Source organism: Mobilicoccus massiliensis (assembly GCF_000826525.2).
Classification (GTDB): Bacteria; Actinomycetota; Actinomycetes; order Actinomycetales; family Dermatophilaceae; genus Mobilicoccus; species Mobilicoccus massiliensis.
In genome coordinates this window covers 713,560-738,377 of the sequence record NZ_LN651331.1, presented here as the reverse complement: position 1 = coordinate 738,377, position 24,818 = coordinate 713,560, and the positions used below count along the sequence as shown (strand labels likewise).

Annotated in this window: 15 protein-coding genes; 13 read left to right on the top strand and 2 right to left on the bottom strand. The window is 70.9% G+C overall.

Annotated features, from left to right (window positions below; genetic code table 11):
* Window positions 1–88 precede the first annotated feature (88 nt).
* Window positions 89–1,717, top strand: coding sequence for an alkaline phosphatase D family protein (locus BN1197_RS16160; protein WP_040161891.1), 1,629 nt, complete (start codon window positions 89–91; stop codon window positions 1,715–1,717).
* 133 nt (window positions 1,718–1,850) lie between these two features.
* Window positions 1,851–4,280, top strand: coding sequence for a sodium-translocating pyrophosphatase (locus tag BN1197_RS16155; RefSeq protein ID WP_245852014.1), 2,430 nt, complete (start codon window positions 1,851–1,853; stop codon window positions 4,278–4,280).
* 92 nt (window positions 4,281–4,372) lie between these two features.
* Here BN1197_RS16155 and BN1197_RS16150 read toward each other — a convergent pair whose 3' ends face one another.
* Together BN1197_RS16150 and BN1197_RS16145 are read right to left on the bottom strand one after the other, a co-directional pair.
* A complete protein-coding gene (locus tag BN1197_RS16150) occupies window positions 4,373–6,328 on the bottom strand; it encodes a hydantoinase B/oxoprolinase family protein (RefSeq protein ID WP_040161888.1) in 1,956 nt (651 codons plus the stop codon).
* Between the two features lies 1 nt (window position 6,329).
* Window positions 6,330–8,372 (bottom strand): hydantoinase/oxoprolinase family protein, encoded by a 2,043-nt coding sequence (locus BN1197_RS16145; protein WP_040162221.1) that lies wholly within the window; start codon window positions 8,370–8,372, stop codon window positions 6,330–6,332.
* Between the two features lie 123 nt (window positions 8,373–8,495).
* On the opposite strand from BN1197_RS16145, the gene BN1197_RS16140 reads away from it, so the two are divergent.
* The 11 genes from BN1197_RS16140 to BN1197_RS16090 all read left to right on the top strand — a co-directional run bounded on the left by BN1197_RS16140 (window position 8,496) and on the right by BN1197_RS16090 (window position 24,813).
* Window positions 8,496–9,722, top strand: a complete 1,227-nt coding sequence (locus tag BN1197_RS16140; RefSeq protein WP_052466865.1) for a PucR family transcriptional regulator — start codon at window positions 8,496–8,498, stop codon at window positions 9,720–9,722.
* An 86-nt stretch (window positions 9,723–9,808) separates the two neighbouring features.
* Window positions 9,809–11,275: a GTPase HflX gene (hflX, locus tag BN1197_RS16135; protein WP_040161885.1), complete on the top strand. Its 1,467-nt coding sequence runs from the start codon at window positions 9,809–9,811 to the stop codon at window positions 11,273–11,275.
* Window positions 11,276–11,349: 74 nt separating this feature from the next.
* The gene (locus tag BN1197_RS16130) at window positions 11,350–12,048 is read left to right on the top strand and encodes a type 1 glutamine amidotransferase domain-containing protein (RefSeq protein ID WP_040162215.1); all 699 of its coding nucleotides are present in this window, start codon (window positions 11,350–11,352) and stop codon (window positions 12,046–12,048) included.
* A 68-nt stretch (window positions 12,049–12,116) separates the two neighbouring features.
* Window positions 12,117–14,504 carry an ATP-dependent DNA helicase gene (locus BN1197_RS16125; RefSeq protein ID WP_040161883.1) on the top strand — a complete coding sequence of 796 codons (2,388 nt, stop codon included), beginning with the start codon at window positions 12,117–12,119 and terminating at the stop codon, window positions 14,502–14,504.
* 30 nt (window positions 14,505–14,534) lie between these two features.
* The gene (locus BN1197_RS16120; RefSeq protein WP_040161881.1) at window positions 14,535–15,581 is read left to right on the top strand and encodes a tellurite resistance/C4-dicarboxylate transporter family protein; all 1,047 of its coding nucleotides are present in this window, start codon (window positions 14,535–14,537) and stop codon (window positions 15,579–15,581) included.
* Between the two features lie 97 nt (window positions 15,582–15,678).
* Entirely contained in the window at window positions 15,679–16,677 is a 999-nt protein-coding gene (gene holA / locus BN1197_RS16115; RefSeq protein ID WP_082043996.1) for a DNA polymerase III subunit delta, read from the top strand.
* A 185-nt stretch (window positions 16,678–16,862) separates the two neighbouring features.
* The gene (gene rpsT, locus BN1197_RS16110; RefSeq protein ID WP_040161879.1) at window positions 16,863–17,123 is read left to right on the top strand and encodes a 30S ribosomal protein S20; all 261 of its coding nucleotides are present in this window, start codon (window positions 16,863–16,865) and stop codon (window positions 17,121–17,123) included.
* Between the two features lie 220 nt (window positions 17,124–17,343).
* On the top strand, window positions 17,344–20,256 hold the full coding sequence (gene leuS, locus BN1197_RS16105) for a leucine--tRNA ligase (protein WP_040161876.1): 2,913 nt from the start codon (window positions 17,344–17,346) through the stop codon (window positions 20,254–20,256).
* A gap of 6 nt (window positions 20,257–20,262) precedes the next feature.
* Window positions 20,263–21,132 (top strand): DegV family protein, encoded by an 870-nt coding sequence (locus tag BN1197_RS16100; RefSeq protein ID WP_040161873.1) that lies wholly within the window; start codon window positions 20,263–20,265, stop codon window positions 21,130–21,132.
* A gap of 110 nt (window positions 21,133–21,242) precedes the next feature.
* Entirely contained in the window at window positions 21,243–22,313 is a 1,071-nt protein-coding gene (locus BN1197_RS17910) for a ComEA family DNA-binding protein (protein WP_245851982.1), read from the top strand.
* The gene (locus BN1197_RS16090; protein WP_040161871.1) at window positions 22,300–24,813 is read left to right on the top strand and encodes a ComEC/Rec2 family competence protein; all 2,514 of its coding nucleotides are present in this window, start codon (window positions 22,300–22,302) and stop codon (window positions 24,811–24,813) included. Before BN1197_RS17910 ends, BN1197_RS16090 begins: the two co-directional genes overlap by 14 nt.
* Window positions 24,814–24,818 lie beyond the last annotated feature (5 nt).

Here is a 24,818-nt window from a genome sequence, read left to right as displayed (position 1 = left end):
CGCGCGGAGTGGGACGGTCGGGCAACGGTCACCTCCCGGCCCCGGGGGTGTCACCCGGTCGTCACCCGCGGTGATGAGCCTTCCGCTCATGACCTCCGAATCCCCTGTCCGTCGCGACATCTCGCGTCGCGCCGTCCTCGCCGGCGGTGCCGCCGGCCTCGCTCTCGCTGGCGGTATCACGCACGCGTCGCCCCGGGCGGCCGCGCTCGTCCGGTCGCGGGGCACGCTGCCCAGCGGCATCCAGATCGGTGACGTGACGACCGATCGCGCGGTGCTGTGGGCGCGCAGCGACCGCACGGGCCGGATGATCGCCCGGGTCTCCGACGGCACCCGCCACGGTGCCCGCGAGATCGTCGGGCCGTGGGCCACGGCGACGACCGACCACACGGCCAAGATCGGGCTCGAGCGCCTCGCGCCGGGCCGTGAGTACACGGTGAGCATCGGCTTCGAGGACGCCGACGGCGCTCGCAGCCAGATGGTCAAGGGCAGCTTCTCCACGGCGCGCCACCGCGGCGAGACGACGTTCGTGTGGACCGGTGACACCGCCGGTCAGGGCTGGGGCATCAACCCCGACATCGGCGGCATGCCCGGGTACGCGGCGATGGCCGAGACGCGCCCCGACTTCCTCATCCACTCCGGCGACAACATCTACGCCGACGGGCCGATCTCCGCGCAGGTCACCGAGAAGGACGGGCAGGTGTGGCGCAACGTCGTCACCGAGGAGGTCGCCAAGGTCGCCGAGACCCTCACCGAGTTCCGGGGCCGCTACCGCTACAACCAGTCCGATCGCAACGTGCGGGAGATGTACGCGCACGTGCCGGTCATCGCGCAGTGGGACGACCACGAGACGACGAACAACTGGTACCCCGGTGAGGTGCTCGATCTGCCGGCGTACACGCAGGAGCGCCGGGTCGACGTGCTCGCGGCCCGCGCTCGCCGTGCCTTCGGCGAGAACATGCCGATCGCCGACGGGTACCTGCGGCACCGCAGCGGCTGGTACACGTGGACCGATCGACGCGACCGCGTCCGGCCCCGCCGCAAGGGTGAGGTGCCGGAGCCGAGCCGCATCTACCGCAAGATCTCCCGCGGCCGCCACCTCGACGTCTTCTGCCTCGACATGCGCACCCACCGTGGCGACAACCCGACTGCGGCCACGACCAACCCCGTCGCGATCCTCGGCGAGGAGCAGGTGCGCTGGTTGCTGCGCGAACTGGAGACCTCGACGGCGACGTGGAAGGTCATCGCCGCCGACATGCCGCTCGGCCTGATCGTGCCCGACGGCACCGGCGCCGAGGCGGTCTCCGACGGGCGGCAGACCGGCGTGGGCGGGCGTGAACACGAACTCGGCCGCGTCCTCTCGGGCATCAAGAAGCGCCGGATCCGCAACGTCGTGTGGCTCACCGCCGACGTGCACTACACCGCCGCCCACCACTACGACCCGGCACGCGCGGTCTTCACCGACTTCGACCCGTTCTACGAGTTCGTCGCCGGTGCGATCCACGCCGGATCCTTCGGCCCCAACGAGTTCGACGCCACCTTCGGTCCCAAGGCACTGTTCACGAAGTCGGGGGACTACCCGGGCCAGTCGCCGAGGACGGGCAAGAACCAGTTCTTCGGGCACGTGACCATCTCCGGTGACGGCCTCTTCCACGTGAGCCTGCGCGACGCCACGGGCGAGACGCTCTACCGCAAGACGCTCGAACCGCACGAGCGCTGAGCCCGCCCGGATCCGCTCTCTCGAAATCCCGCCCCGCAGGCCGGGGATCGGTCAGACTGGCCTGCATACGGGCAGGCGGGTCCGACCGATCCCTGCCTCGGTTCCCAAAGGCGGGAGGCATCCGATGGGTTCGATGCAGGCAGCGGCGGGTCGGCTCGATCTGGGCGGGGGAGACGTCGCCCTCGTGCTGGGTATCGGAGTCGTGGCGGTGATCGCGCTCGTCTTCGGGGTGATGTTCCGGGCCGAGGTGCTGCGCGCCGACGCCGGCACCCCGAAGATGCAGGAGATCGCCCACGCGGTGCAGGAGGGTGCCTCGGCCTATCTCAACCGGCAGATGCGCACGCTCGTCTGGTTCGTCGTCGCCGCGGTGCTCGTCCTGCTCATCCTGCCCGCGCCCGATCTCGCCAGTCGGTTGGGGCGCAGCGTCGCGTTCGTCGTGGGCGCGGGGTTCTCGGCTGCCATCGGCTACCTCGGCATGACCCTGGCGGTCAAGGCCAACGTGCGCGTCGCCGCCGCCTCACGCAAGGGCGATCGCACGCCCGGATTCCGGCTCGCCGTGCGCACCGGCGGCGCGGTCGGCATGGTCACCGTCGGCCTCGGGCTGCTCGGGGCCGCGATCGTCGTCGTCGCCTTCCGCGACCGTGCCCCGACGGTGCTCGAGGGCTTCGGCTTCGGTGCCGCGCTGCTCGCCATGTTCATGCGCGTCGGTGGAGGCATCTTCACCAAGGCCGCCGACGTCGGCGCCGACCTCGTGGGCAAGGTCGAGCAGGGCATCCCCGAGGACGATCCCCGCAACGCCGCGACGATCGCCGACAACGTGGGCGACAACGTCGGCGACTGCGCCGGGATGGCCGCCGACCTCTTCGAGTCCTACGCGGTGACGCTCGTCGCTGCCCTCATCCTCGGCAAGGCCGCGTTCGGCGCTCACGGGTTGGTGTTCCCGCTGATCGTGCCCGCCGTCGGGGTGCTCACGGCGGTCATCGGCATCTACCTCACCCGGGTCAAGCCCGGTGAGAACGGATTGCGCGCCATCACACGCGGGTTCGCGATCGCGGCCGGCGTCTCGGTGATCGGGTGCGGCATCGCGGCCTACGCCTACCTGCCGGGCACGTTCGGCGGACTGGCCGGGGTCGACCCCACGGTCTCCGCGCTCGCAGGTGATCCCCGCCTGCGCGCCTGGGCCGCGGTGACGCTCGGCATCGTCCTCGCCGCGGTCATCCTCGCGCTCACCGCCCACTTCACCGGTACCGAGAACGAGCCGACCCGCAACGTCGCCCGCACCTCGGTCACCGGCGCGGCCACCGTCGTCCTCGCCGGCATCGGTGTCGGACTCGAGTCGGCCGTCTACACGGCCGCCGTCATCGGCGCGGCCGTGTACGGCGCCTACCTGCTCGGCGCGGGCTCGATCGTCGTCTCGCTGTTCTTCGTCGCGCTCGCCGGCTGCGGTCTGCTGACGACGGTCGGGGTCATCGTCGCGATGGACACGTTCGGCCCGGTCAGCGACAACGCCCAGGGCATCGCGGAGATGTCCGGTGATGTCACCGGCGACGGAGCCCAGGTGCTCACCGATCTCGACGCGGTCGGCAACACGACCAAGGCCATCACCAAGGGCATCGCGATCGCGACCGCGGTCCTCGCCGCCACCGCGCTGTTCGGCTCGTACAACGACGCGGTGACCGAGACCCTGGCCGCCCGAGGCCAGGATCTGCAGGCGGCGCTGCTCGCCTACGAGATCGTCCATCCCGCGACGCTCGTCGGCGTCATCGCCGGTGCGTCCGTGGTGTTCCTCTTCTCCGGCCTGGCCATCGACGCGGTGACCCGGGCGGCGGGGGCCATCGTGCTCGAGGTGCGGCGTCAGTTCCGCGAGCGTCCCGGCATCATGGCGGGCACCGAGAAGCCGGAGTACGGCCGGGTCGTCGACATCTGCACCCGGGATTCGCTGCGCGAGCTCTCGACCCCCGGCCTGCTCGCCGTGCTCTCTCCGGTCGCCATCGGATTCGCGCTCGGGTTCGGCGCGCTCGCCGGGTTCCTCACCGGCGCGATCGCGGCCGGTGTCCTCATGGCGGTCTTCCTCGCGAACTCCGGTGGCGCGTGGGACAACGCCAAGAAGATCGTCGAGGACGGCGCACACGGCGGCAAGGGCTCGGAGTCGCACGCCGCGACGGTCATCGGCGACACCGTCGGCGACCCCTTCAAGGACACCGCAGGACCGGCGATCAACCCGCTCATCAAGGTGATGAACCTCGTCGCGGTGCTCATCGCCCCCGCGGTCGTCGTGCTCTTCACCGGCACCGGCTGGGCGCTGTGGGCCCGCCTCGGCATCGCGGCCGTGGCGGCGTTCCTCATCGTCCTCGCCGTCGACCGCACCCGCTACCGCGCGACCAAGGGCCTGCCCGAGGTCGAGGCCGCCGTCGACGAGGGCGGCGCGGCCGTCGAGTCCGTCCACGTGCCTCCGGACTACCCGATCCTCCAGCCGCGCATCCCCAAGCTGCCCGAGCGGACGCGTCAGACCTCGGAGCCGCGGCGAGGCACCGGTCCTGCACGGCGCGACGACGAAGGCTGACCACCGCGGCGCCCAGTGCGGCGGGCGCAACCTCCCGGGCCCATCCCCGCAGGTGCGCGGGTGAAGAGCTCACCCGCGCACCTGCGAGGACATCAGCTCCAACCGGAGACGGTGCGGGAGGCGAGCGCCTCTCGGTACTGCTGCGTCGTCGTCGGCAACAGCTGCCCGGTGCCCCAGTCGACGATGACGCCGTACTGGCGCACGAGATCGAGCACATCGAGCTCGCCGGACCGGTACCGCTGCGCGATCTCCTCGGGGTCGGCCTGCAACCATCCCGCGCGTTCGGCCCGGATCCGCGCTCGGGCCGTCGACGTGGCTGCGGCGTCGATTCGGTAGTCGTCGAGCTCGGGGTCGATCACCTCGACGACCACGCCGTAGTCCTTCTCGGCACGCTCCACCGAGACGTAGCCGTCGATGACGTCCTCGAGAACGGCGTTCTCGTCGCGATCGAGTGGGTCCCCGAAGCCGCCGCCACCCGCGGACGGGCGGGTAAACGTGTCGCCCGGACCGACCGGCACCGACGAGAACACGCTGCCGAGGAACCGCTCGTCGTCGGTGCCCTTGTTGAGCCAGACGCCGTGCGGGTTCGACGGCAGGCCACCCTCGATGCCCCACGTGATCGACCGTGCACGGTCACAGCAGTACGACATCACGGTCTTCTCCGCGTCGGTGAGCGTGCCGCCCTTCTCGATGCCACAGCCGCCGCGGTACTGCCCCGGTCCGCCGGAGTCGACCGCGATGGCGTGGGTCGTGGTGATCACGGGGGAGAGTCGTTCCTGGCCTTCGAGCGGCTGCACGGCGAGACCGACGCCGAACACCGGTGCGGTGGCGCCGGATCCGTCCTTCGATGCGCGCCCTCCCCAGCCGCCGGCCATCCAGTCGTACCACATGAAGTACGGCTTCTCCGCGGTGCGCCCGTCACGGCCGCCGACGAGGAGATATTCGAGGTTGAAGCAGCAGGCGAGTGCCTTCTGCGGCATGACACCCGACCAGATCTCGAAGATCGCGTTCATGATCTTCTCGTAGGGCCCCGAGCAGAACCCAGTGACGGCGTAGGGCCATCCGGCGTTGACGACGGTGCCCTCCGGGCCGATGTCCACCGCGACGGCTCGGTAGAAACCCGAGTTGAGCGGGACGTCGGGGAAGAAGGTCTTCGTGCCCGCATAGAGCGCCGAGTGCGTCGTGCCGTACCCGCTGTTGAGGAACGAGGCGACGGCCGGCGCCGACCCTTCCAGGTCATAGTGGATCTGGTCGCCCTCGATCCGCAGGTTGACCTGGATGGGCACGAGGCCCTCGCCGCGACCGGGGTCACCGTCGATGTGGTCCACCGTGCTCCACGTGCCGTCCGGGAGTTCGGCGACCCGCGTGCGCACGAGACGCTCGACGTAGTCCTGCACCTCCTCCATCGCATCGACGATGGTCTGCTTGCCGTACCGGTCGACGAGGCGGAGGATGTCGCGCTCACACACGGCGGTCGCCTCCGACTGGGCGTGAAGGTCGCCGAGGCTCACCCCGGGCGAGCGCGTGTTCTCCACCAGCAGGGCGGCGACGTCGTAGCGGAAGGTGCCGCGGTCGAAGACCCGTACCGCGGGGATCCGCAGGCCTTCCCCGAAGTGCTCCGTCGCGTTGACGTCGAAGCTGCCAGGCACGTTGCCACCGATGTCGGCCCAGTGGCCCTTGTTCTGCGCGAAGGCGATGATCTCGTCCTCGACGAAGATCGGGCGGATGAAGCTCACGTCGTTGAAGTGCGTCCCACCCCGGTAGGGGTCGTTGATGGCGAACACGTCGCCGGGGTGGATGTCGTCGCCGAACTGCTCCAGCACCGCCTGACACTGGAAGTGCAGGGTGCCGACGTGCACGGCGATGTCCTGACTGCCTTGCATCACCGTGTTGCCGCGCGCGTCGCACAGGGCCGAGGAGAAGTCGCGGCTGTAGATGACAAAGCTGTAGCAGGTCCGCAGGATCTGTTCGCTCATCAGGTCCACCGACGTCGTGAAGGCGTTCTTCAGGACCTCGAAGGTCACCGGGTCGAGCTTGCGAGCGGTCATGTCAGGCCTCCTGGTCGGTGAGGTGGATGCGCACGTTGAGCCATTCGTCGACCTCGGCGCGGGTACCCGGAGGGACGACGATGGTCGAGTCGAGCTGTTCGATGACGGCGGGGCCTTCGAAGGTCGTGCCCGCGAGCAGTGCCTCGCGGTCGTGGATCGGGGTGTCGACCCAGCCGGTCTCCTCGAACCACACCTGGCGGCGTGAGGTCGGTTCGGGGTCGGCCGTGCCGGTCCGCTCGTGAGCGGGGAAAGCGGGCTTGGGTGTCGTGCCTATGGCACGCAGGCCGAGCTGGTAGAGCTCGACGGGAGCGTCGTCACGACGGAACGCGAACTCGCGCTCGTGCTGCTCGTGGAACCGGGACACAGCCTCTTCCAAGGCGCCCGTTCCAGAGCCGACGTCGACCGAGAGCGAGCGCCATTGACCGGCGTACCGCATATTGATGCTGCGCTGTAGCACGGCCTGATCCGGGGCGATCCCCTCGTGGCGGAGCCGTTCGCTCGCCTCGGCCTCGAGGGCGGTGAATGCCTCGTCGAGCTCGTCGTGGTCGACGTCGTCCGAGCGGTGGGAGAACATCGTCGACAGATCGTGGCGGATGTCGACGAGCAGGCATCCGAGTGCGGAGGTGACACCGGGGCTCGGTGGCACGACGACAGTGGGGATCGACAACTCCTTCGCGACCTCGGCGCCGTGGAGGGCGCCGGCCCCGCCGAACGCGACGAGCGCGAAGTCTCGGGGGTCGAGTCCGCGGCGGATGGAGACGAGGCGCACCGCGTCGGACATGTTCGCGTTCGCCACCTTGAGCACCGCCCCCGCGGATTCCTCGAGGCTCATCCCGAGCGGTCGCGCGACCTCGCGGGTCAATGCCTCCGTAGCGAGCTCGGGTCGCAGCGTCTTGGCGCCGCCGGCGAGGCTCGTGCCAAGACGGCCGAGGGCGATGTTCGCGTCGGTGTTCGTCGCCTGCGTGCCGCCGGTGTCGTAACAGGCGGGGCCCGGATCGGCGCCCGCCGACTGCGGCCCGTTGCGCAGGGAACCGGCCTCGTCGATCCACGCAAGGGAGCCGCCACCGGCACCGATCGTGAGGACCTCGATACTCGGGAACATGATCGGGTGGCCGTACTCGACCTCCCACTCCTTGGTCACGCGCAGCTCACCACCGTGGACGACACAGATGTCGGTGCTCGTCCCGCCCATGTCGAGGCCGATCGCGTTCTCGTAACCGCACTGGTCGGCGATGTGCCGGCACGCGATCGCCCCCGCCGCGATGCCGGACGCGGCGAGCCGCACCGGGTACTGCGACACGAGTCGCGGGGTCATCGAGCCGCCACCCGAGTGCAGTAGCAGCAGGTCGCCCTCGTACCCGCCCTCGCGGAGACGATCCGCGAGGCGATCGACGTATCCGCTGACGAGCGGGGCGAGCACGGCGTTGGCCACGGTCGTGTTGAAGCGTTCGTACTCGAAGATCTCGGGCAGGATCGCCGCCGAGCCGGAGATGGTCGCGTCGGGCAGCTCTTCGGCGAGGATCGCTCGCATGCGGTCCTCGTGCGCGGGGTTCTCGAACGAGTTGATGAAGCAGACGGCCACCGTCGTCACGCCGCGCTTGCGCAGGAGTCGGGCCACCTGCCGGGCCTCGTCCTCATCAAGCGGAGTGACGACATTGCCGGCGAAGTCGATGCGTTCGGTGACCTCGAACCGATCGCGTCGGCGGATGTACGGGGGAGTGACGTCCTGGTAGGCGTCCCAGAGGTCGTTCTTCGTCCCGTCCCTGATCTCGAGGACGTCGCGGAAGCCGCGGGTCGTCACCATCGCCGCCGCAGGGAATCTGCGGGTGATGAGGGCGTTGGTCGCCACGGTCGTGCCGTGGGAGAAGAGGGAGACATCGCTCAGATCGACGTTCGCCTGCTCGACGCCGGCCACGACGGCCCGCATGGGATCGTCAGGTGTCGAGGGCACTTTCCTCACGTGGGATCGCTGGGTGTCCTCGTCGACGACGAAGACGTCGGTGAACGTGCCGCCCACGTCGACGGCGACGCGCAGTGTGCTCATGGGGTCCACCTTCGGGTCGGGGAGCTGGGTGGCGCAGACCTTGCCGGACCCCCGCCTCATGAGTCACTGTCGGATGTTCAAAGAAGGTTGTGTTTCGTTGTCGGCGTGAACAAAGGGGTGTGAATGGGCCAGGTCACATCCTCCGACTCCGAGATGTACCGGTTGCGCCGCCAACTCTGGTTCCAGAGCGAACTGCTCGCAGCGCTGGCGGACGACCAGCCCGTCCAGGCGCTCATGGTTCGGCTGGGGCAGTTCGTGCGGGGCACCGCGGCGCTCTACGACGAAGCCGGCCACGTGGCGGCTTCCGTGGGAGAGGGGCCGATCCGCCTCATCGCGCACGAGCTCGTGCACCGGGATCGGGACGTTCACCGTTTCGGTGTCGGGCGGTACCACGTGCTGGCGGGGCCCGTCGTCATGCGCGGGTCGGGCTACTGGGTCGCGCTCGCCTCGCGGTATCCGTCGACGATCGACGAGATCGGCGAGCCCCTACTCGAGAGCACGCAACGGATGCTCTCGGCCATGCGGGGCGCACGATCCTTGAGCCGGACCCAGGAACAGACCCGCGCCCGCCACCTGCTCACTCTTCTGGCCCTGGAGGTGACAAGCGACCGGGTGCCCGCGTTGTGGCGGCGTCTGCGCGGGCTACGGTTCTCGCCGAACCAACCCATGCGAGCTGTCGTCGCGGCCCGTACCGGGATCGGCCGGGACTCACCGCGTGCCCGGGCCGACCGCCTCGAGGCGCTGCACGAGAGCGCTCACCTCACGGGCCTGCCGCTCGTCCTCGCCGACGAGCCGACGGACTCGCCGCGCGACGAGCCCCTGCTCGTCGCCCTGGCCCCCGACGAGGAGATGGCGCTCGCACGGTGGTGCGCCCGCGTCGCGACGCAGCACGTCGTCGGGGTCAGCGAGCCCTTCACCGATCTGCTTCACGCGCCGGCGGCGTTCCGCGACGCCCGGATGGCAGTCCGTGTCGGCGCGACGTCCCGGCGCCAGGATGACGCCGACGGGCCCGTCGTCTGGTTCGAGGACGTGGACCTCGCGACCTGGCTGCTCTCCTCGCGTCCCGTCGATGACGTGAACGTTCGGGTCACACGGCAGTTCGGTGAGCTGCTGCAGCGGGACGAACTGAGAGACACGCTCGTCGTTCACCTCGCCCTCGGGCTCGACATCGCCGCGACAGCGCAGCGGCTCTTCCTTCACCCGAACTCGGTGCGCTACCGGCTGCGGCGCGTCGAGGAACTCATCGGGGCTTCCCTCCAGTCGCCTGCCACATTGGCCAACCTCTACCTGGCCTTTCACGAGGCGATCGGCGCAGTGCCCGAGGAGGCCGACCCGGGGGCGGCAGACTGACCCGGTGGGGAATCTGCAGGTGCGCGGGGGTGTTGAAGTGATAATGCCTCGCGCGTCGTGCGCGGGTCTGCGACCCTGAGAGCGATATGACGAACACTTCAGACATCGTCGGCGCCAAGGCGTCGGCCCTCGCCGACACTGACGACTGGCATGCCTCCGACCCCGACTTCCTCTCCTACGACGGAGACCAGTTCGAGCGCGAGGAGCGCGCGGCCATGCGCCGCGTCGCCGGCCTCTCGACCGAGATCGAGGACGTCACCGAGGTCGAGTACCGGCAGCTCCGTCTGGAGCGCGTCGTCCTCGTGAGCGTCTGGTCCGAGGGCACGCTCGAGGAGGCCGAGAACTCCCTGCGTGAGCTCGCAGCACTCGCCGAGACGGCCGGGTCGCTCGTCCTCGCAGGCGTCGTCCAGCGCCGCCACCGCCCCGACCCTGCGACCTACGTCGGCTCCGGCAAGGCGGAGGAACTGCGCGACATCGTCGCGGCCGAGGGCGCCGACACGGTCGTCGCCGACTCCGAACTCGCCCCCAGCCAGCGACGCGCGCTCGAGGACGTCGTCAAGGTCAAGGTCATCGACCGCACGGCGCTGATCCTCGACATCTTCGCCCAGCACGCGAAGTCCAAGGAGGGCAAGGCGCAGGTCGAGCTCGCGCAGCTGCAGTACCTGCTGCCGCGTCTGCGTGGTTGGGGTGAGTCGATGTCCCGGCAGGCCGGTGGTCAGGTCTCCGGCGGTGCGGGCATGGGCTCGCGTGGCCCCGGTGAGACCAAGATCGAGCTCGACCGGCGCCGCATCAACTCGCGCATCGCCAAGCTCAAGCGTGAGATCCGTGAGATGAAGACGGTCCGCGACACCAAGCGCGGTGCCCGCCGGGCCGGGCACGTGCCGGCCGTCGCCATCGCCGGCTACACGAACGCCGGCAAGTCCTCCCTGCTCAACCGCATCACCGGCGCCGGGGCGCTCGTCGAGAACGCCCTGTTCGCCACCCTCGACCCGACGATCCGTCGCGCCGAGACCCCCGACGGTCGGGAGTTCACGATCGCCGACACCGTCGGATTCGTGCGGTCCCTGCCGCACGAACTCGTCGAGGCCTTCCGCTCGACGCTGGAGGAGGTCGCCGACGCCGACCTGCTCCTGCACGTCGTCGACGGCTCCCACCCCGACCCCGAAGGCCAGATCACGGCCGTGCGGGCGGTGTTCGCCGACGTCTGGGACGACCCGAACGAGCACCCCAAGGAGATCGTCGTCGTCAACAAGTGCGACGTCGCCGATCCCGAGGTGGTCGGCCGCATCCTGCGCCACGAGAAGCACTCGATCGCCGTCTCCGCCCGCAGCGGCGCCGGCATCGACGACCTGCAGCGACTCATCGCCGAGGAGCTTCCCAAGCAGGACGTCGCGATGGCCCTCCTCGTGCCCTACGACCGCGGCGACGTGGTCAACACCCTCCACAACGACGCCGAAGTGCTGCGCGAGGAGCACCTGCCCGAGGGCACGCGCCTCGACGTGCGCGTCTTCGCCCACCAGGCCGAGCAGTTCCGCGAGTTCGTCGCGGCCTGACGCACGGCGAGGCTGCCACGCGGAGAACGAGACGGGCGGCGTTTGCTGCGCACTGAGCCAGGGAAATGGTGGTCATGGCGAAGAAGAAGAGCAGCAAGCGCATCCTGGCCGTGACGACGAGCGCGGGGGAGTACCGCTCGGTGGGATACCGCACCGGGCTGTGGCTCGGGGAGCTCACGCACTTCTACGACGTGGCCACCGAAGCGGGCCACGAGGTCGTGATCGCGAGCGTCGACGGCGGGGTGGTGCCGCTCGATCCGGAGAGCCTCACGAGCATCGTGCTCGCGATGGGTGGCACGAAGAAGCGCTATGCCGATCGCGCGTTCATGGACCTGCTCGACGCCACTTTGTCGGTCTCGGATGTCAGCGCCGACGACTTCGACGCGATCTACCTCACCGGCGGCCACGGCACGATGTTCGACTTCCAGCGCCCGGAACTCGCGCGCCTGGTCAGCGAGTTCTGGCGGCAGGACAAGGTCGTCTCCGCCGTCTGCCACGGCCCGGTCGGGCTCCTCGAGGCGACCGCCGACGGTCGCGCGCTCGTCAAGGGCCGCAAGGTCACCGGGTTCTCGTGGCCGGAGGAGAAGCTCGCCGGTCGTGCCGACGGGGTGCCGTTCGACCTCGGCCGGGCCCTGAAGAACAAGGGCGCGAAGTACTCCAAGGCGCTGCGCCCCATGGGCAAGCACGTCGTCGTCGACGGGCGCCTCATCACCGGGCAGAACCCGACGAGCGCGAAGGGCGTCGCCAAGGCCGTCCTCAAGGCGCTGCGCTGAGTTCGATCCCCGCCCGGGCCTGTTGACGACCGGCCGAGGAGATCGCCGGGAGGCACTAGCCTGGGCGGGTGCGTGGAGCCCGGGTCGATGAACTGCTCGCCGCCGCCGTCGAAGCGGTCGGCGGCACCGAACGTGCCGGTCAGAAGCGCATGGCGCTCGCCGTGGAGGACGCGGTCGCAGCCGAGGAGCATCTGCTCGTCCAGGCGGGTACGGGTACCGGCAAATCGCTGGCCTACCTCGTCCCGGCCGTCGCGGATGCGATCAACACCGGCACTCCGGCGATCGTCGCGACCGCCACCCTCGCGTTGCAGGCGCAGATCGTCGACCGCGACATGCCGCGCGTCGCCGATGCACTCGCGCCTCTGCTCGGGCGACGCCCGACGTACGTCCTCGTCAAAGGGCGCCGCAACTACTTGTGCCAACACAAATTGGCGGGCGGGTTCCACGACGACGAGGGCGCACTGTTCTCCTCGGCCGGACTCACGGGATCGGCGGCCGAGGGGAGTGGCGACGCCGTCGACACGGGCCCGGCGTCGCGGCTGGGGGCCGAGGTCGTGCTCCTGCGGGCCTGGGCCGAGACGACCGAGTCCGGAGACCGCGACGAGCTCGTACCGGGCGTCTCCGAACGCGCCTGGCGGCAGGTCTCCGTCTCGGCCCGCGAGTGCCTCGGCAGCAAGTGTCCGATGCGTCAGGAGTGTTTCGTCGAGCGCTCGCGCGAGGCGGCCAAGGACGCCGACGTCGTCGTCACCAACCACAGCTTCATGGCCATCGACGCGTTCGAGAACCGTTCGATGCTGCCCGAGCACCACCTGCTCGTCATCGACGAGGCGCACGAGCTCGTCGACCGGGTGACCGCGACGGTCACCGACGAGCTCTCGCCCGGCACCGTGACGACGGCAGCCCGCAAGGCCGGCACGTACACCGGCACCGACGACCTCGTCGGCGCCGGCGAGGTGTTCGCCAAGGCCCTCGCGCCGCTGCCCGAAGGGCGCTTGCTCACGCTGCCCGACTCTCTCGGAGCCGCCCTCGCGATGCTGCGCACCGACGCGCGCAACGTGCAGAGCGGCATGAAGTCCGACGCCAAGGGCAAGGACGAGGACGGAGCGCGGGCCGTGGCCAGGGCCGCCGTCGACGAGCTGGTCGACGTCGTCGACCGCATCCTCGAGGAGCGCGAGCTCGACGTCGTCTGGGTGAACCAGCACCCTCAGCGCGGTCCGGTGCTGCGAGTCGCGCCGATGAGCGTCGCGATGGAGTTGCGCGACAAGTTGTTCACCGAGCGCACCGTCGTCCTCACCTCGGCGACGATCGAGCTCGGCGGCACGTTCGACGCGGTCGCCGGCACCCTCGGCCTCAGGGGGGAAGGCGCCCCCGACTGGCAGGGGCTCGACGTGGGCAGCCCGTTCGACTACGGCCGCCAGGGCATCGCCTACGTGGCGACCGGGCTGCCCGCGCCGGGGCGCGACGGCCCGAGCCCGCAGATGTTCGACGAGCTCGAAGAACTCATCCGAGCCGCCGGCGGCCGCACCCTCGGGCTGTTCAGTTCCATGCGGGCGGCTCAGGCGGCCACCGAGGAGATGCGGGAACGGTTCGGCGACGAGTTGACCATCCTGTGCCAGGGCGAGGACCAGATCACGACCCTCGTGCGTGAGTTCGCCTCCGACGCGACGACGTGTCTGTTCGGCACCCTCACCCTCTGGCAGGGCGTCGACGTGCCGGGTCCGGCGTGCCAGCTCGTCGTCATCGACCGCATTCCGTTCCCACGCCCCGACGATCCGCTCGCCTCGGCGCGCACCCAGGCCATCGGGCGCATGGGCGGCAACGGGTTCATCGCCGTCTCGGCCACGCACGCCGCGCTACGCCTCGCGCAGGGAGCGGGCCGGCTCGTGCGTCGATCCTCCGACCGTGGGGTGGTGGCGTTCCTCGACTCGCGCATGATCACGGCCCGCTACGCCGGGTTCCTGCAGAAGTCGATCCCGCCGTTCTGGCCGACGACCGACAAGGCCACGGTGCTCCAGGCGCTGCGGCGGCTCGACGAGTCGGCCGAACCGATCGTGCCGATCGCGGCGCCGCCGATGCGGGGGGTCGTCGCGGGGGAGACCGAGCACCCGCCCGCCCCCGGCGCCCAGGACGACGCCACCGACGCCGGCGATGCGACCGCCACCACCGAGAAGGCGAGCGAGGCGGTCACCACCGACGCCCCGACGGCGCCCGACTCCCGCACGGCCGTCACCGGCGCGACCGCCACCACCGAGAAGGCGAGCGAGGCGGTCACCACCGACGCCCCGACGGCGCCCGACTCCCGCACGGCCGTCACCGGCGGGCACTCCTGGACCCGCGCCGACGACGAGGAGCTCAAGGACGGCCGCGACCTCGGCCTCGACGCCGGCGAGCTCGCCGAGCACCTCGACATCCCGATCGAGGCCGTCGAGTCACGGCTCAAGCTCCTTCGACTCTGACAGACGAGCGGCCGATGCCGAGAAGGGAGGATGCGCCCGGTGGTTCTGCGTGAACTCACGCCGAGGGAGCTCCCGCCAGGGTGTTTCGCGTTCGTCATGGCGACCGGCATCGTTGCCGTCGGCGCCTATCAGAGCGGACTCGAGACGCAGGCGGGAGTGCTGCTCGTCATCGCCGCTCTGACATGGGTCGTCCTCGCCGCGATGACGGTCTGGCGGATCCTTCGTCACCGCGATCGCGTGCTCCAGGACCTGCGGGATCCGACCCGCGCGTTCGGGTTCTTCACGTTCGTCGCCGGTACGAACGTCGTCGGATCCTCGATCGCCGCGCTGGGCCGCCCGGTGCCGGCCCTGGTCCTGCTCATCGTCGCGACCCTCGGGTGGCTCGTCCTCGGCTACGTCGTGCCGTGGTCCGCGGTGCTCGGCCGCCAGGAACGCCCGGTGCTGGCGACCGCGAACGGCACCTGGTTCATCTGGGTCGTCGCGAGCGAGTCGGTGGCCGTGTGCGCGGCCTCGGTCGAGCCCCACATGCCGCAGTACACCCACGGCCTCGCGATCGTCGCGGTGCTGGCGTGGTCGGTGGGTCTCGTGCTCTACGCGGCGTGCGCCGTGTTCGTCTCGTTGCGGCTGCTGCTCTACCCACTCGAGCCGAACGAGCTCAACCCGCCCTACTGGGTGTCGATGGGGGCGATCGCCATCACGGTCGTCGCGGGAGCACGGATCGTCGAGATGCACAGTGCGCCCATCGTGGACGCCACACGCGAACTCATCGCCGGGATGGCCGTGGTGCTGTGGTCGTTCGCGACCTGGCTGGTGCCGGTGCTCGTCGCGGTCGGGATCTGGCGTCACTGGGTGCACCGGATTCCGCTGACGTACGAGGCCGGCCTGTGGAGCATCGTCTTCCCCTTCGGCATGTATGCCGTGGCGGGGATGTACCTCGGTCAGGCCGACGGCCTGCCTCTCACCTCGTTCGTCGGGCGGAGCTGGTTCTGGGTGGCGCTGGCCGTGTGGTCGATCGTGTTCGTGGCGATGGTGACCTCCATGGTGCGAGGTCGGGCGGTCTCGATCTCCCGGCCGTGAGGCGCGATCCCGGCCTTCATCGGGGCCTCAGGCAGCTCCGGCGCGGTCCGGGTGCCCGTCCCGGGGCGTTGTCGGTGGGCTCTGCCATGCTGACCGCGTGACCGATCGAGAAGCCCCGTTCGCCCCCGGCGGTGGCGTCCCACCGCTCGTGCTCGTCAGCGGCCCCGAGCAGATCCTCGCCGAGCGAGCCATCGCCTCGACGCTGGAGGCGCTGCGCTCGATCACGCCCGACCTGGAGTACATCCGGGTCGACATGGAGACCTACGAGCCGGGGCAGATCGGCATGCAGTGCGCCCCGTCACTGTTCGGCGGCGACAAGTGCGTCGTCGTCCGGGGCGCCGACCAGGCCGGCGACGACGCACAGGCCGACCTTCTCGACCAGATCGCTCGGCCCGAACCGGGGGTGACCCTCGTCGTCGCACACGCGGGTGGCAACCGGGGCAAGAAGGTCGTCGACGCGATGAAGAAGAGCAAGGCACGGGTGCTGGAGGCACCGGCCATCAAGTCCGACCGGGAGAAGTCCGAGTTCGCCACCAACGAGTTCCGCCGCAACCGTCGCAAGGCCACGCCCGAGGCGATCCGCGCTCTCGTCGAGGCCGTGGGCAAGGACGTGCGTGAACTCGCCTCCGCCTGCAAGCAGCTCATCGACGACACCACCGGGGTCGTCGACGAGGAGACCGTTGCGACCTACCACGGCGGCAAGGTCGAGGCCACGGGCTTTCGCGTCGCCGACGCCGCCGTGGCGGGCAACGCACCCGAGGCGCTGCGCCTGCTGCGGCACGCCCTCGCGAGTGGCGTGGACCCGGTGCCCATCGTCGCGGTCCTGGCCGTGCAGTTGCGCCAGCTCGTCAAGGTCGCCGGTGCCGGCCGCGCGAGCTCGGGGTCGTTGGCCAAGGCGCTCGGCATGGCGCCGTGGCAGATCGACCGCGCTCGACGCGCGCTCAACGGGTGGGACGTCGAGGCCCTCGGTCGTTCGATCCAAGCCGTCGCCGCCGCCGACGAGGCAGTCAAGGGCGGCGGCCGCGACCCGGTCTACGCCGTCGAACGTGCCGTTCTGACGATCTGTGACGAACGGCGTGGGCACGGCCGCCGGTGACGAGGCGTCTCGTCGCGGATTCGGCCGCCCGAAAGGGCTGGTAGAGTTGATCCTCGCGTGTGCGCCCAGGTCGTGCGCCGACACGCATCCACGCAGTCCGTCCTTGGCCGGGGCCCGACCCGCTCCGGAGGTGGAGGACGGGCCTGTCGTTCCTGACAGCCCAACGACCGGAGAAGAGAGTCACCATGGCGAACATCAAGTCGCAGATCAAGCGGATCCAGACCAACGCCAAGCGCACCGAGCGCAACAAGGCGTACAAGGCCGAACTCCGCACCTGGATCCGCAAGTTCCGCGAGACCGCGGCTGCGGGGAACAAGGACGAGGCGCAGGCTGCTCTCGCCCTGGCGAGCAAGAAGCTCGACAAGGCCGTGAGCAAGGGCGTCATCCACAAGAACCAGGCTGCGAACAAGAAGTCCGCGATGGCCAAGGCGTACAACGCGCTCTGAGGCATCGCACCGACGGCGGGCCGTTCTCCTTCGGGGAGGGCGGCCCGCCGTCGTGTGTCGTGGCGTCCATCGCACCGTCCGCGCGCTGTGGGACCGCCTCGTGAAAGGGTGCGATGCCGCCTCCACCTGCTGCGCTAGGGTGAATTCCCCGGGCCGGCAGTGACGTCGTCGATGCCTCGGGCCCGCCACGTGAGTGCACCCGTGAGAATCGAAGGACGCGATGAACGACACCCCGTACCGGTACGACGCTGCTCTGGCCGAGCAGGTCGAGCTCTCCTGGCAGGACCGGTGGGAGGCCGAAGGGACGTTCCACGCGCCCAACCCGGCCGGACCGTGGGCCGACCCGGAGGGGGTTGCGGGGCGCGATCGCTTGCTCGTCCTCGACATGTTCCCCTACCCCTCGGGTGCGGGACTGCACGTCGGACACCCCCTGGGGTACATCGCGACCGACGTCTTCGCGCGCTACCACCGCATGACCGGCAAGAACGTCCTGCACTGCCTCGGCTACGACGCCTTCGGCCTGCCCGCCGAGCAGTACGCGGTGCAGACCGGTCGGCACCCGCGCGCCACCACCGAGGAGAACATGGCGGTGATGCGGCGTCAGCTGCGCCGTCTCGGTCTGGGGCACGACGACCGTCGTTCGATCTCGACCATCGACCCCGCGTACTACCGGTGGACGCAGTGGATCTTCCTGCAGATCTTCGAGTCCTGGTACGACGAGGACGCCGAGCGCCCCGACGGCGGACGCGGGCGGGCGCGGCCGATCTCCGAACTCGTCGCTCAGCTCGAGTCGGGGGAGCGCGCCCTGGTCGGTGAGTTCGCCGGTCGTGCCTGGGGGGAGCTGAACGCGACCGAACGCGCGACCTACCTCGACGGCTTCCGCCTCGCCTACACCTCCGAGGCCCCGGTCAACTGGTGTCCCGGCCTTGGCACCGTGCTCTCCAATGAGGAGGTCACGAGCGAAGGCCGCTCCGAACGAGGCAACTACCCCGTCTTCCGGCGCTCCCTGCGGCAATGGATGATGCGGATCACGGCGTACGCCGACCGGCTGGCCGACGACCTCGACCGGGTCGAATGGCCCGAGAAGGTCAAGCTCATGCAGCGCAACTGGATCGGCCGCAGCCAGGGCGCCCGCGTTCGGTTCGCGGCCGAGAACGTCCCCGGCGCCGGCATCGAGGTCTTCACGACGCGGCCCGACACGCTGTTCGGTGCCTCGTTCATGGTCCTCGCTCCGGAGCATCCGCTCGTCGACTCCCTCGTCGCCGACGCGTGGCCCGAGGGCACCGGCGAGGCGTGGACCGGCGGCGCCGCGACGCCCGCCGAGGCCGTGCGTGCCTATCGGCTCGCGGCGTCGCGTAAATCCGATGTCGAGCGCCAGGTCGACGAGAAGACGAAGACCGGTGTGTTCACCGGTGGTTACGCGATCAACCCGGTCGACGGTCGCCGGCTGCCGGTGTTCATCGCCGACTACGTGCTCATGGGTTACGGCACGGGCGCGATCATGGCCGTGCCCGCCCACGACGAGCGCGACTACGCCTTCGCCACCCAGTTCGGGCTGCCGATCATCGACGTCGTCGCCCCCGCCGGCACGACCGAACTCGACCCCGGCGCCTCCGCCGCGGCCGGGCAGGCGTTCGTCGGTGACGGGGTCGCCGTCAACTCGGCCAACGACGAGGTGAGTCTCGACGGGCTCCCCGTCGCCGACGCCAAGGCGCGGATCGTCGAGTGGCTCGTCGGCAAGGGCGCGGGCGAGGGCACGGTCAACTACCGGTTGCGGGACTGGCTCTTCTCGCGCCAGCGGTACTGGGGTGAGCCGTTCCCCATCGTCTTCGACGACCAGGGCGTCGCCCATGCGGTGCCCGAGGATCAGCTGCCGGTCGAGTTGCCCGAGGTGCCCGACTACAGCCCCAAGACCTTCGAGCCCGACGACGTGACGTCCGCGCCCGAGCCTCCGCTGTCGCGGGTGCCGGAGTGGGTCGAGGTCACCCTCGACCTCGGCGACGGGCCCAAGACCTATCACCGCGAGACCAACACGATGCCCAACTGGGCCGGGTCGTGCTGGTACTACATGCGCTACCTCGACCCGGCCAACGACCAGGCGATCGTCGACCCGCAGGTCGAGGAGTACTGGATGGGGCCGCGCCCTGAACCGGTCGCGGGCGCACCTGCCGGCAGCCGTGATCCCGGGGGCGTCGACCTCTACGTCGGCGGCGTCGAGCACGCGGTGCTGCACCTGCTCTACGCGCGGTTCTGGCAGAAGGTCCTGCACGACCTCGGCCACGTCAGCGCCGACGAGCCGTTCCGTCGTTACTTCAGCCAGGGCTACATCCAGGCACCGGCCTACCGCGACGACCGTGGTCAGCCCGTGCCGGCCGCCGAGGTCGTCGAGGGGCCCGACGGCGAGTTCAGTTGGCAGGGACAACACGTCACGCGCGAGTTCGGCAAGATCGGCAAGTCGCTCAAGAACGTCGTCAGCCCCGACGAGATGTACGAGCAGTACGGCGCCGACACCTTCCGCGTGTACGAGATGAGCATGGGTCCGTTGGAACTGTCGAAGCCGTGGGAGACCCGCGCGGTCGTCGGTTCTCAGCGCTTCCTGCAGCGGCTGTGGCGCAACACGATCGACGAGACCACCGGTGGCCTGCGCGTCACCGACACCCCGCTGGACGACGCGACGCAGCGGCTGCTCGCCCGCACCATCGCCGGTGTTCGCGCCGACTACGAGGGCCTGCGGTTCAACACGGCCATCGCCAAGCTCATCGAGCTCAACAACCACCTCACCAAGCTCGACGCGCCGCCGCGGGCGGCCATCGAGCCGCTCGTGCTCATGATCGCGCCCGTGGCGCCGCACATCGCCGAGGAACTGTGGAACCGGCTCGGGCACGCGAGCTCGCTCACGTACGAGTCGTTCCCCGAGGCCGATCCGGCGATGCTCGTGGAGGACACGGTGACGTGCGTCGTGCAGATCAAGGGCAAGGTCCGGGCTCGCATCGAGGTGCCCGCCGACATCGGCGAGGCCGACCTCGAGGCAGCCGCGCTCGCCGAGCCCCGCATCGCCGAGCTGCTCGAAGGGCAGACCGTGCGCAAGGTCATCGTGCGCGCGCCGGGTCTCGTCAACATCGTCGCGGGCTGAGGCGCGGTGTCCGTCGCGCTCGTCACGGACTCCACCGCCTACCTGCCGGAGGACCTGATCACCGAACTCGGCATCTCGATCGTGCCGCTGCACGTGATCGCGGACGGGGTGGAGTACACCGAGGGCGTCGATCTCACCGACGCCGAGCTCGTGCGACTTCTCAAGCACGCGCGTGAGCTCACGACGTCACGGCCGTCGCCGAGGGCACTCCTCGACGCGTACGAGCGACTCATCGGCCAGGGCGCGAGCGAGATCGTGTCGGTACACCTGTCGGCCGGGCTCTCCGGCACGTGCGACGCGGCCTCGCTCGCGGCTCGCGGCGCGGACGTGCCGGTGCACGTCGTCGACTCGCAGTCGATGGGGATGACCCTCGGTCACGCGGTGCTCACCGGGGCCCGGCTCGCCCGCGCCGGAGCCGACGGGCAGACCGTCGCCGCGGCCGTGCGAGAGCGAGCCCGTGCGGGCGACATGTTCTTCTACGTCCACACCCTGGAGTTCCTCCGCCGCGGCGGGCGCATCGGCAACGCCGCGGCCTTTCTCGGGTCGGCGCTCGCAGTGCGGCCGTTGCTGCGCCTCAGCGACGGCCGCATCGAGCCGCTGGAGAAGGTGCGCACGACCGGGCGGGCGCTCGGGCGCCTCGTGGGGCTCGCGGGAAGGGCTGCCGACGAAGCGAACGCCCGGGTGGCGGTGACGGTGCACCATCTCGGAGACGAGGAACGTGCCCAACGACTCGCCGGTGACCTCGTCGACCGGGTGGGTGACCGACTCGCCGAGGACGACGTGTGGGTGCGTCCGATGGGTGCCGTGGCCGCCGTGCATCTGGGGCCAGGTGCGATGGCCGTCTCGGTGAGCCCGGAACCGCATCCGGCCGCCTGAGCCCCGGACGACGCACCCCCGTCGTCCACAGCGGCACGAAGCGGGCGCGGTTGTCCCCAGGCCGGAAGCGGGCGCGTCGAGGGCGCACCGCACGCTCTTAGCGTGAGGCCATGCCCACGACCGACCGCGCCACGGCCCTGCTCACGGCGGCTCGATCCGGCCGCGCACCGGCGGCCCCACCTCGTCCGAGGCGCCTTCACCCGGCGGAGGATCCGGACACCGAGCCCGTGCCCATGGTCCCGGCCCCGCCCACGCGTCGGGCACGACGCGAGTCACCCGGGCAGACACGCAGCGCGGCACGTCGGGAAACGCGCGAGGAGGCACTCGGTGAGACGCGAGCGCGCAGACCGGGGGAGACACGGCAGGCCGACCTGCCCTCCGCCGGGCTGATCCGTGCGCGCGACGGGGTGTTCGAGCTGCCCAGCGGTCTGCGGGGAGCCCGGATGGCGCCGCCGTGGCTCGCCGTCGCGGGTGCCGCCATCGTGGTCGTCCTCGCGGTGGCCGCGGTGGCGTTCTCGTTCATGCGGGGAGGGCCGAGCTCCGAGCCCGTGGCGACGAGCGTGCGCAGCGCGTCACCGTCGAACTCCCCGACGGCCGGGGCACCGCGGGCCGACGCTGTCAGCGGGGCCCCACCTGCCGTGGCCGCGCTGCCCGGAGCTTCCCCGACGGCACCGATGGCGCCGACGACGGGCGGGGCAGCCGGCTCCTCGGCCGAGCTCATGGTGCACGTCATCGGCGAGGTGCGACGGGCGGGGGTCGTCACGGTGCCGGCGGGCGCACGAGTCACCGACGCCATCGCCAAGGCCGGTGGCCCCACGAGGGCGGCCGTGCTCACGGGACTCAACCTCGCCCGTCCCCTCGTCGACGGTGAGCAGGTCGTCGTGCCCGACGCCAAGGGCGGCCCGGTCCCCATCAACACGATGCCTCCGCCGGCTTCTTCCTCGGGCGCCGGGCCGGCAGCCTCGCCCGGTCAGGCAGCCGGGCCTGCGGGGCTCGTCGACCTCAACACCGCCGACGAGGCCGCGCTGGATTCGCTCCCTGGCGTGGGGCCGGTCCTCGCCGGGCGGATCCTCGAGTGGCGTACCGCCCACGGCCGGTTCAGCACGGTGGACGAACTCGGGGAGGTCGAGGGGGTGGGTGAGAAGAAGCTCGAATCCCTGCGCGCCCGTGTCCGCGTCTGACGAGGCCGGCACCCCGGCGCCCGACGTCAGGCTCCTGGTGCCCGCGCTGGCGACGTGGGCGCTCGTCGCGGTGGCCCTCGGTCGCGGGCCGTGGCCGGCGCTGTGCGCAGCGGGGCTGTCGACCGCCGGCGCTGCGGGCATCGTCTGGCACCACCAACGCCTCGCCCGCGACCGCGTGCCCCGAGCACGCGTCGATCGGCTGGGACGCCGTCATCCGGATCGGCAGGAGTGGGAGCCGGCAGAGATCCGGCGGGCGGTGACGGCGCTGGGGCTGCTGCTGAGCGCGGCGCTGTTCCTGCGGGTCGCCGCGGTCGAGGCGGCCGCCGACGCCGGACCGGTGGCCGAGCTGGCGGCCGACCGGGCCATGGTGCGGATCACCGGCCGCGTGATGGCCGAACCGCGGCGGCTGCCGCAGGCGGAGGCCGGGCCACCGAGGACGGTCGTCGTGCTACACGTCGAGCGGGTGGTCGCCCGTGGGGTGACGAGCGAGGTGGCGACCCCCGTCCTGCTCCTCGGGGGCCAGGAGTGGCTGGACATCGGCTGGCGTGACGTCGTCGAGGTCTCGGGACGTCTCGCGCCCGCCGAACCGGGCGAACAGGTGCGGGCCGTGCTCGCAGCCCGCGGCCGGCCGACGGTGCGCGCCGGGCCCGGGCTCGTCGTCGCTGCCGCCGACCATGTGAGGAACCGGTTGCGCGAGGTCGTCGACCCCCTGCCTCCGGATGCGCGCGGACTCGTCCCGGCGATGATCATCGGCGATCGCGATGCGGTGCCCGAGGACCTCGCCGACGCGATGACCGCCACCGGCATGTCCCACCTCACCGCGGTCTCCGGGACGAACTGCTCGCTCGTCGTCGGAGCCGCGGTGTGGGTACGCGGTCTGGTGGGCGTTCGGCGGAGGCTCCGGCCGGTGCTCGGCGTGCTCGTCCTCGCGGCCTTCGTCGTGCTCGCACGCCCCGATCCGAGTGTCATCCGGGCCGCGGTCATGGGCGGCATCGGCCTGCTGGGTCTGCTGCGATCGCGCAAACCCCTCGGGATGCCCGCGCTCGCCGGAGCGATCCTCGTGCTGCTCGCGATCGATCCGTGGCTGGCGCGATCGTTCGGGTTCGCGTTGTCGGCGCTCGCGACGCTGGGACTTCTCGTCTTCGCGCGGCCCTGGGCCGATGCCGTGCACCGGCGAGCCCGGCTGCCCCGCGCACTCGCGCAGGCGCTGGCCATTCCGCTGGCCGCTCAAGTGGCGTGCGCACCGATCGTCGTCGTTCTCCAGGAGGAGATCAGCGTCGTCGGTGTGCTCACCAACGCCCTCGCCGCACCCCTCGTGGCACCGGTGACGGTGCTCGGCGCCGTGACGGCGTTGCTTGGGCTGCTGTGGCCGGTGGGTGCGACCGGGTTGGCCTGGGTTGCCTCGCTGCCCGCCTCGGGCATCGCTGTCGTCGCGCGTGCGGGCGAGCGCGCGCCACTGCGGGCGATTCCCTGGCCCGGTGGCCTCGGGGGCGCACTGTCCCTCGGCCTCGTCCTGCTCGTCACCGTCTGTGCGGGCGCCGCGGCCTGGCGTGGAGCCAGGCGCCACCGGCGGATCCTCGTCCTCGCCGCCGTCGCGCTGTGCCTCATCGTCGTTCCCGCCCTCGTCGTGCGCACGCGGACGGGGTTTCCCGGGCCCCCGGCCGCGATCGTCATGTGCGACGTCGGCCAGGGGGACGCATTCGTCGTCTCGGGCTCACCGGGGCGGGCCGTCGTCATCGACGCCGGTCCGGACCCCGACCTGCTCGACCGGTGCCTCGACACGCTGCAGGTCGAGGTCATCGACGCCGTCGTCCTCACCCATTTCGATGCCGACCACGTCGGCGGGCTCTCCGGGCTCGATCGAGGACGGCCGGTGGGGGACATCGTCGTCTCTGCTGCGTCGATGACCGACGTCAAACCGGCCGTCGAACGCTGGTGGCGTGAGAAGGAGCGCCCGGTTCACGTTGTCGGTCAAGGGGACCGGCTCACGTGGGGCGAGGTGAGCGCGGTCGTTCGCGGCCCCCGCCGGGGGACGGGCTCGGCGGCCTCGCCGAATGCGGGCTCCCTCGTGCTCGACGTCGTCGTCACGGGCGCCTCGCCCCAGGACGGGATCCGGGCGTTGTTCCTCGCCGACGCCGACGCCGAGGCGGGCGCGACCGTGCGGTCCGACCTGCGCACCCACCCCGAGGCCCCGACGGACGACCACGCCGGGAGAGACGCGGACAGTGCGCGCGACGGATTCGGTGAGGACCAGGCGTTCGACGTCGTCAAGGTCGCTCACCACGGCTCGGCCGATCACGACGCGCGCCTGCTCGACCTCGTCCGCGCTCCGGTGGCCCTCGTCAGCGTCGGCGTGGACAACCGATACGGGCACCCGGCCCCGACTCTGCTCTCGCGCGCGCAGGCGGCCGGATCGCTGATCTACCGCACCGATCGGGACGGAGCAGTGGCGGTCCGCAAGGAGCAGGGCCGCTTGCTCGTCGTCCGGCAGCGCCGGTGAGTGCA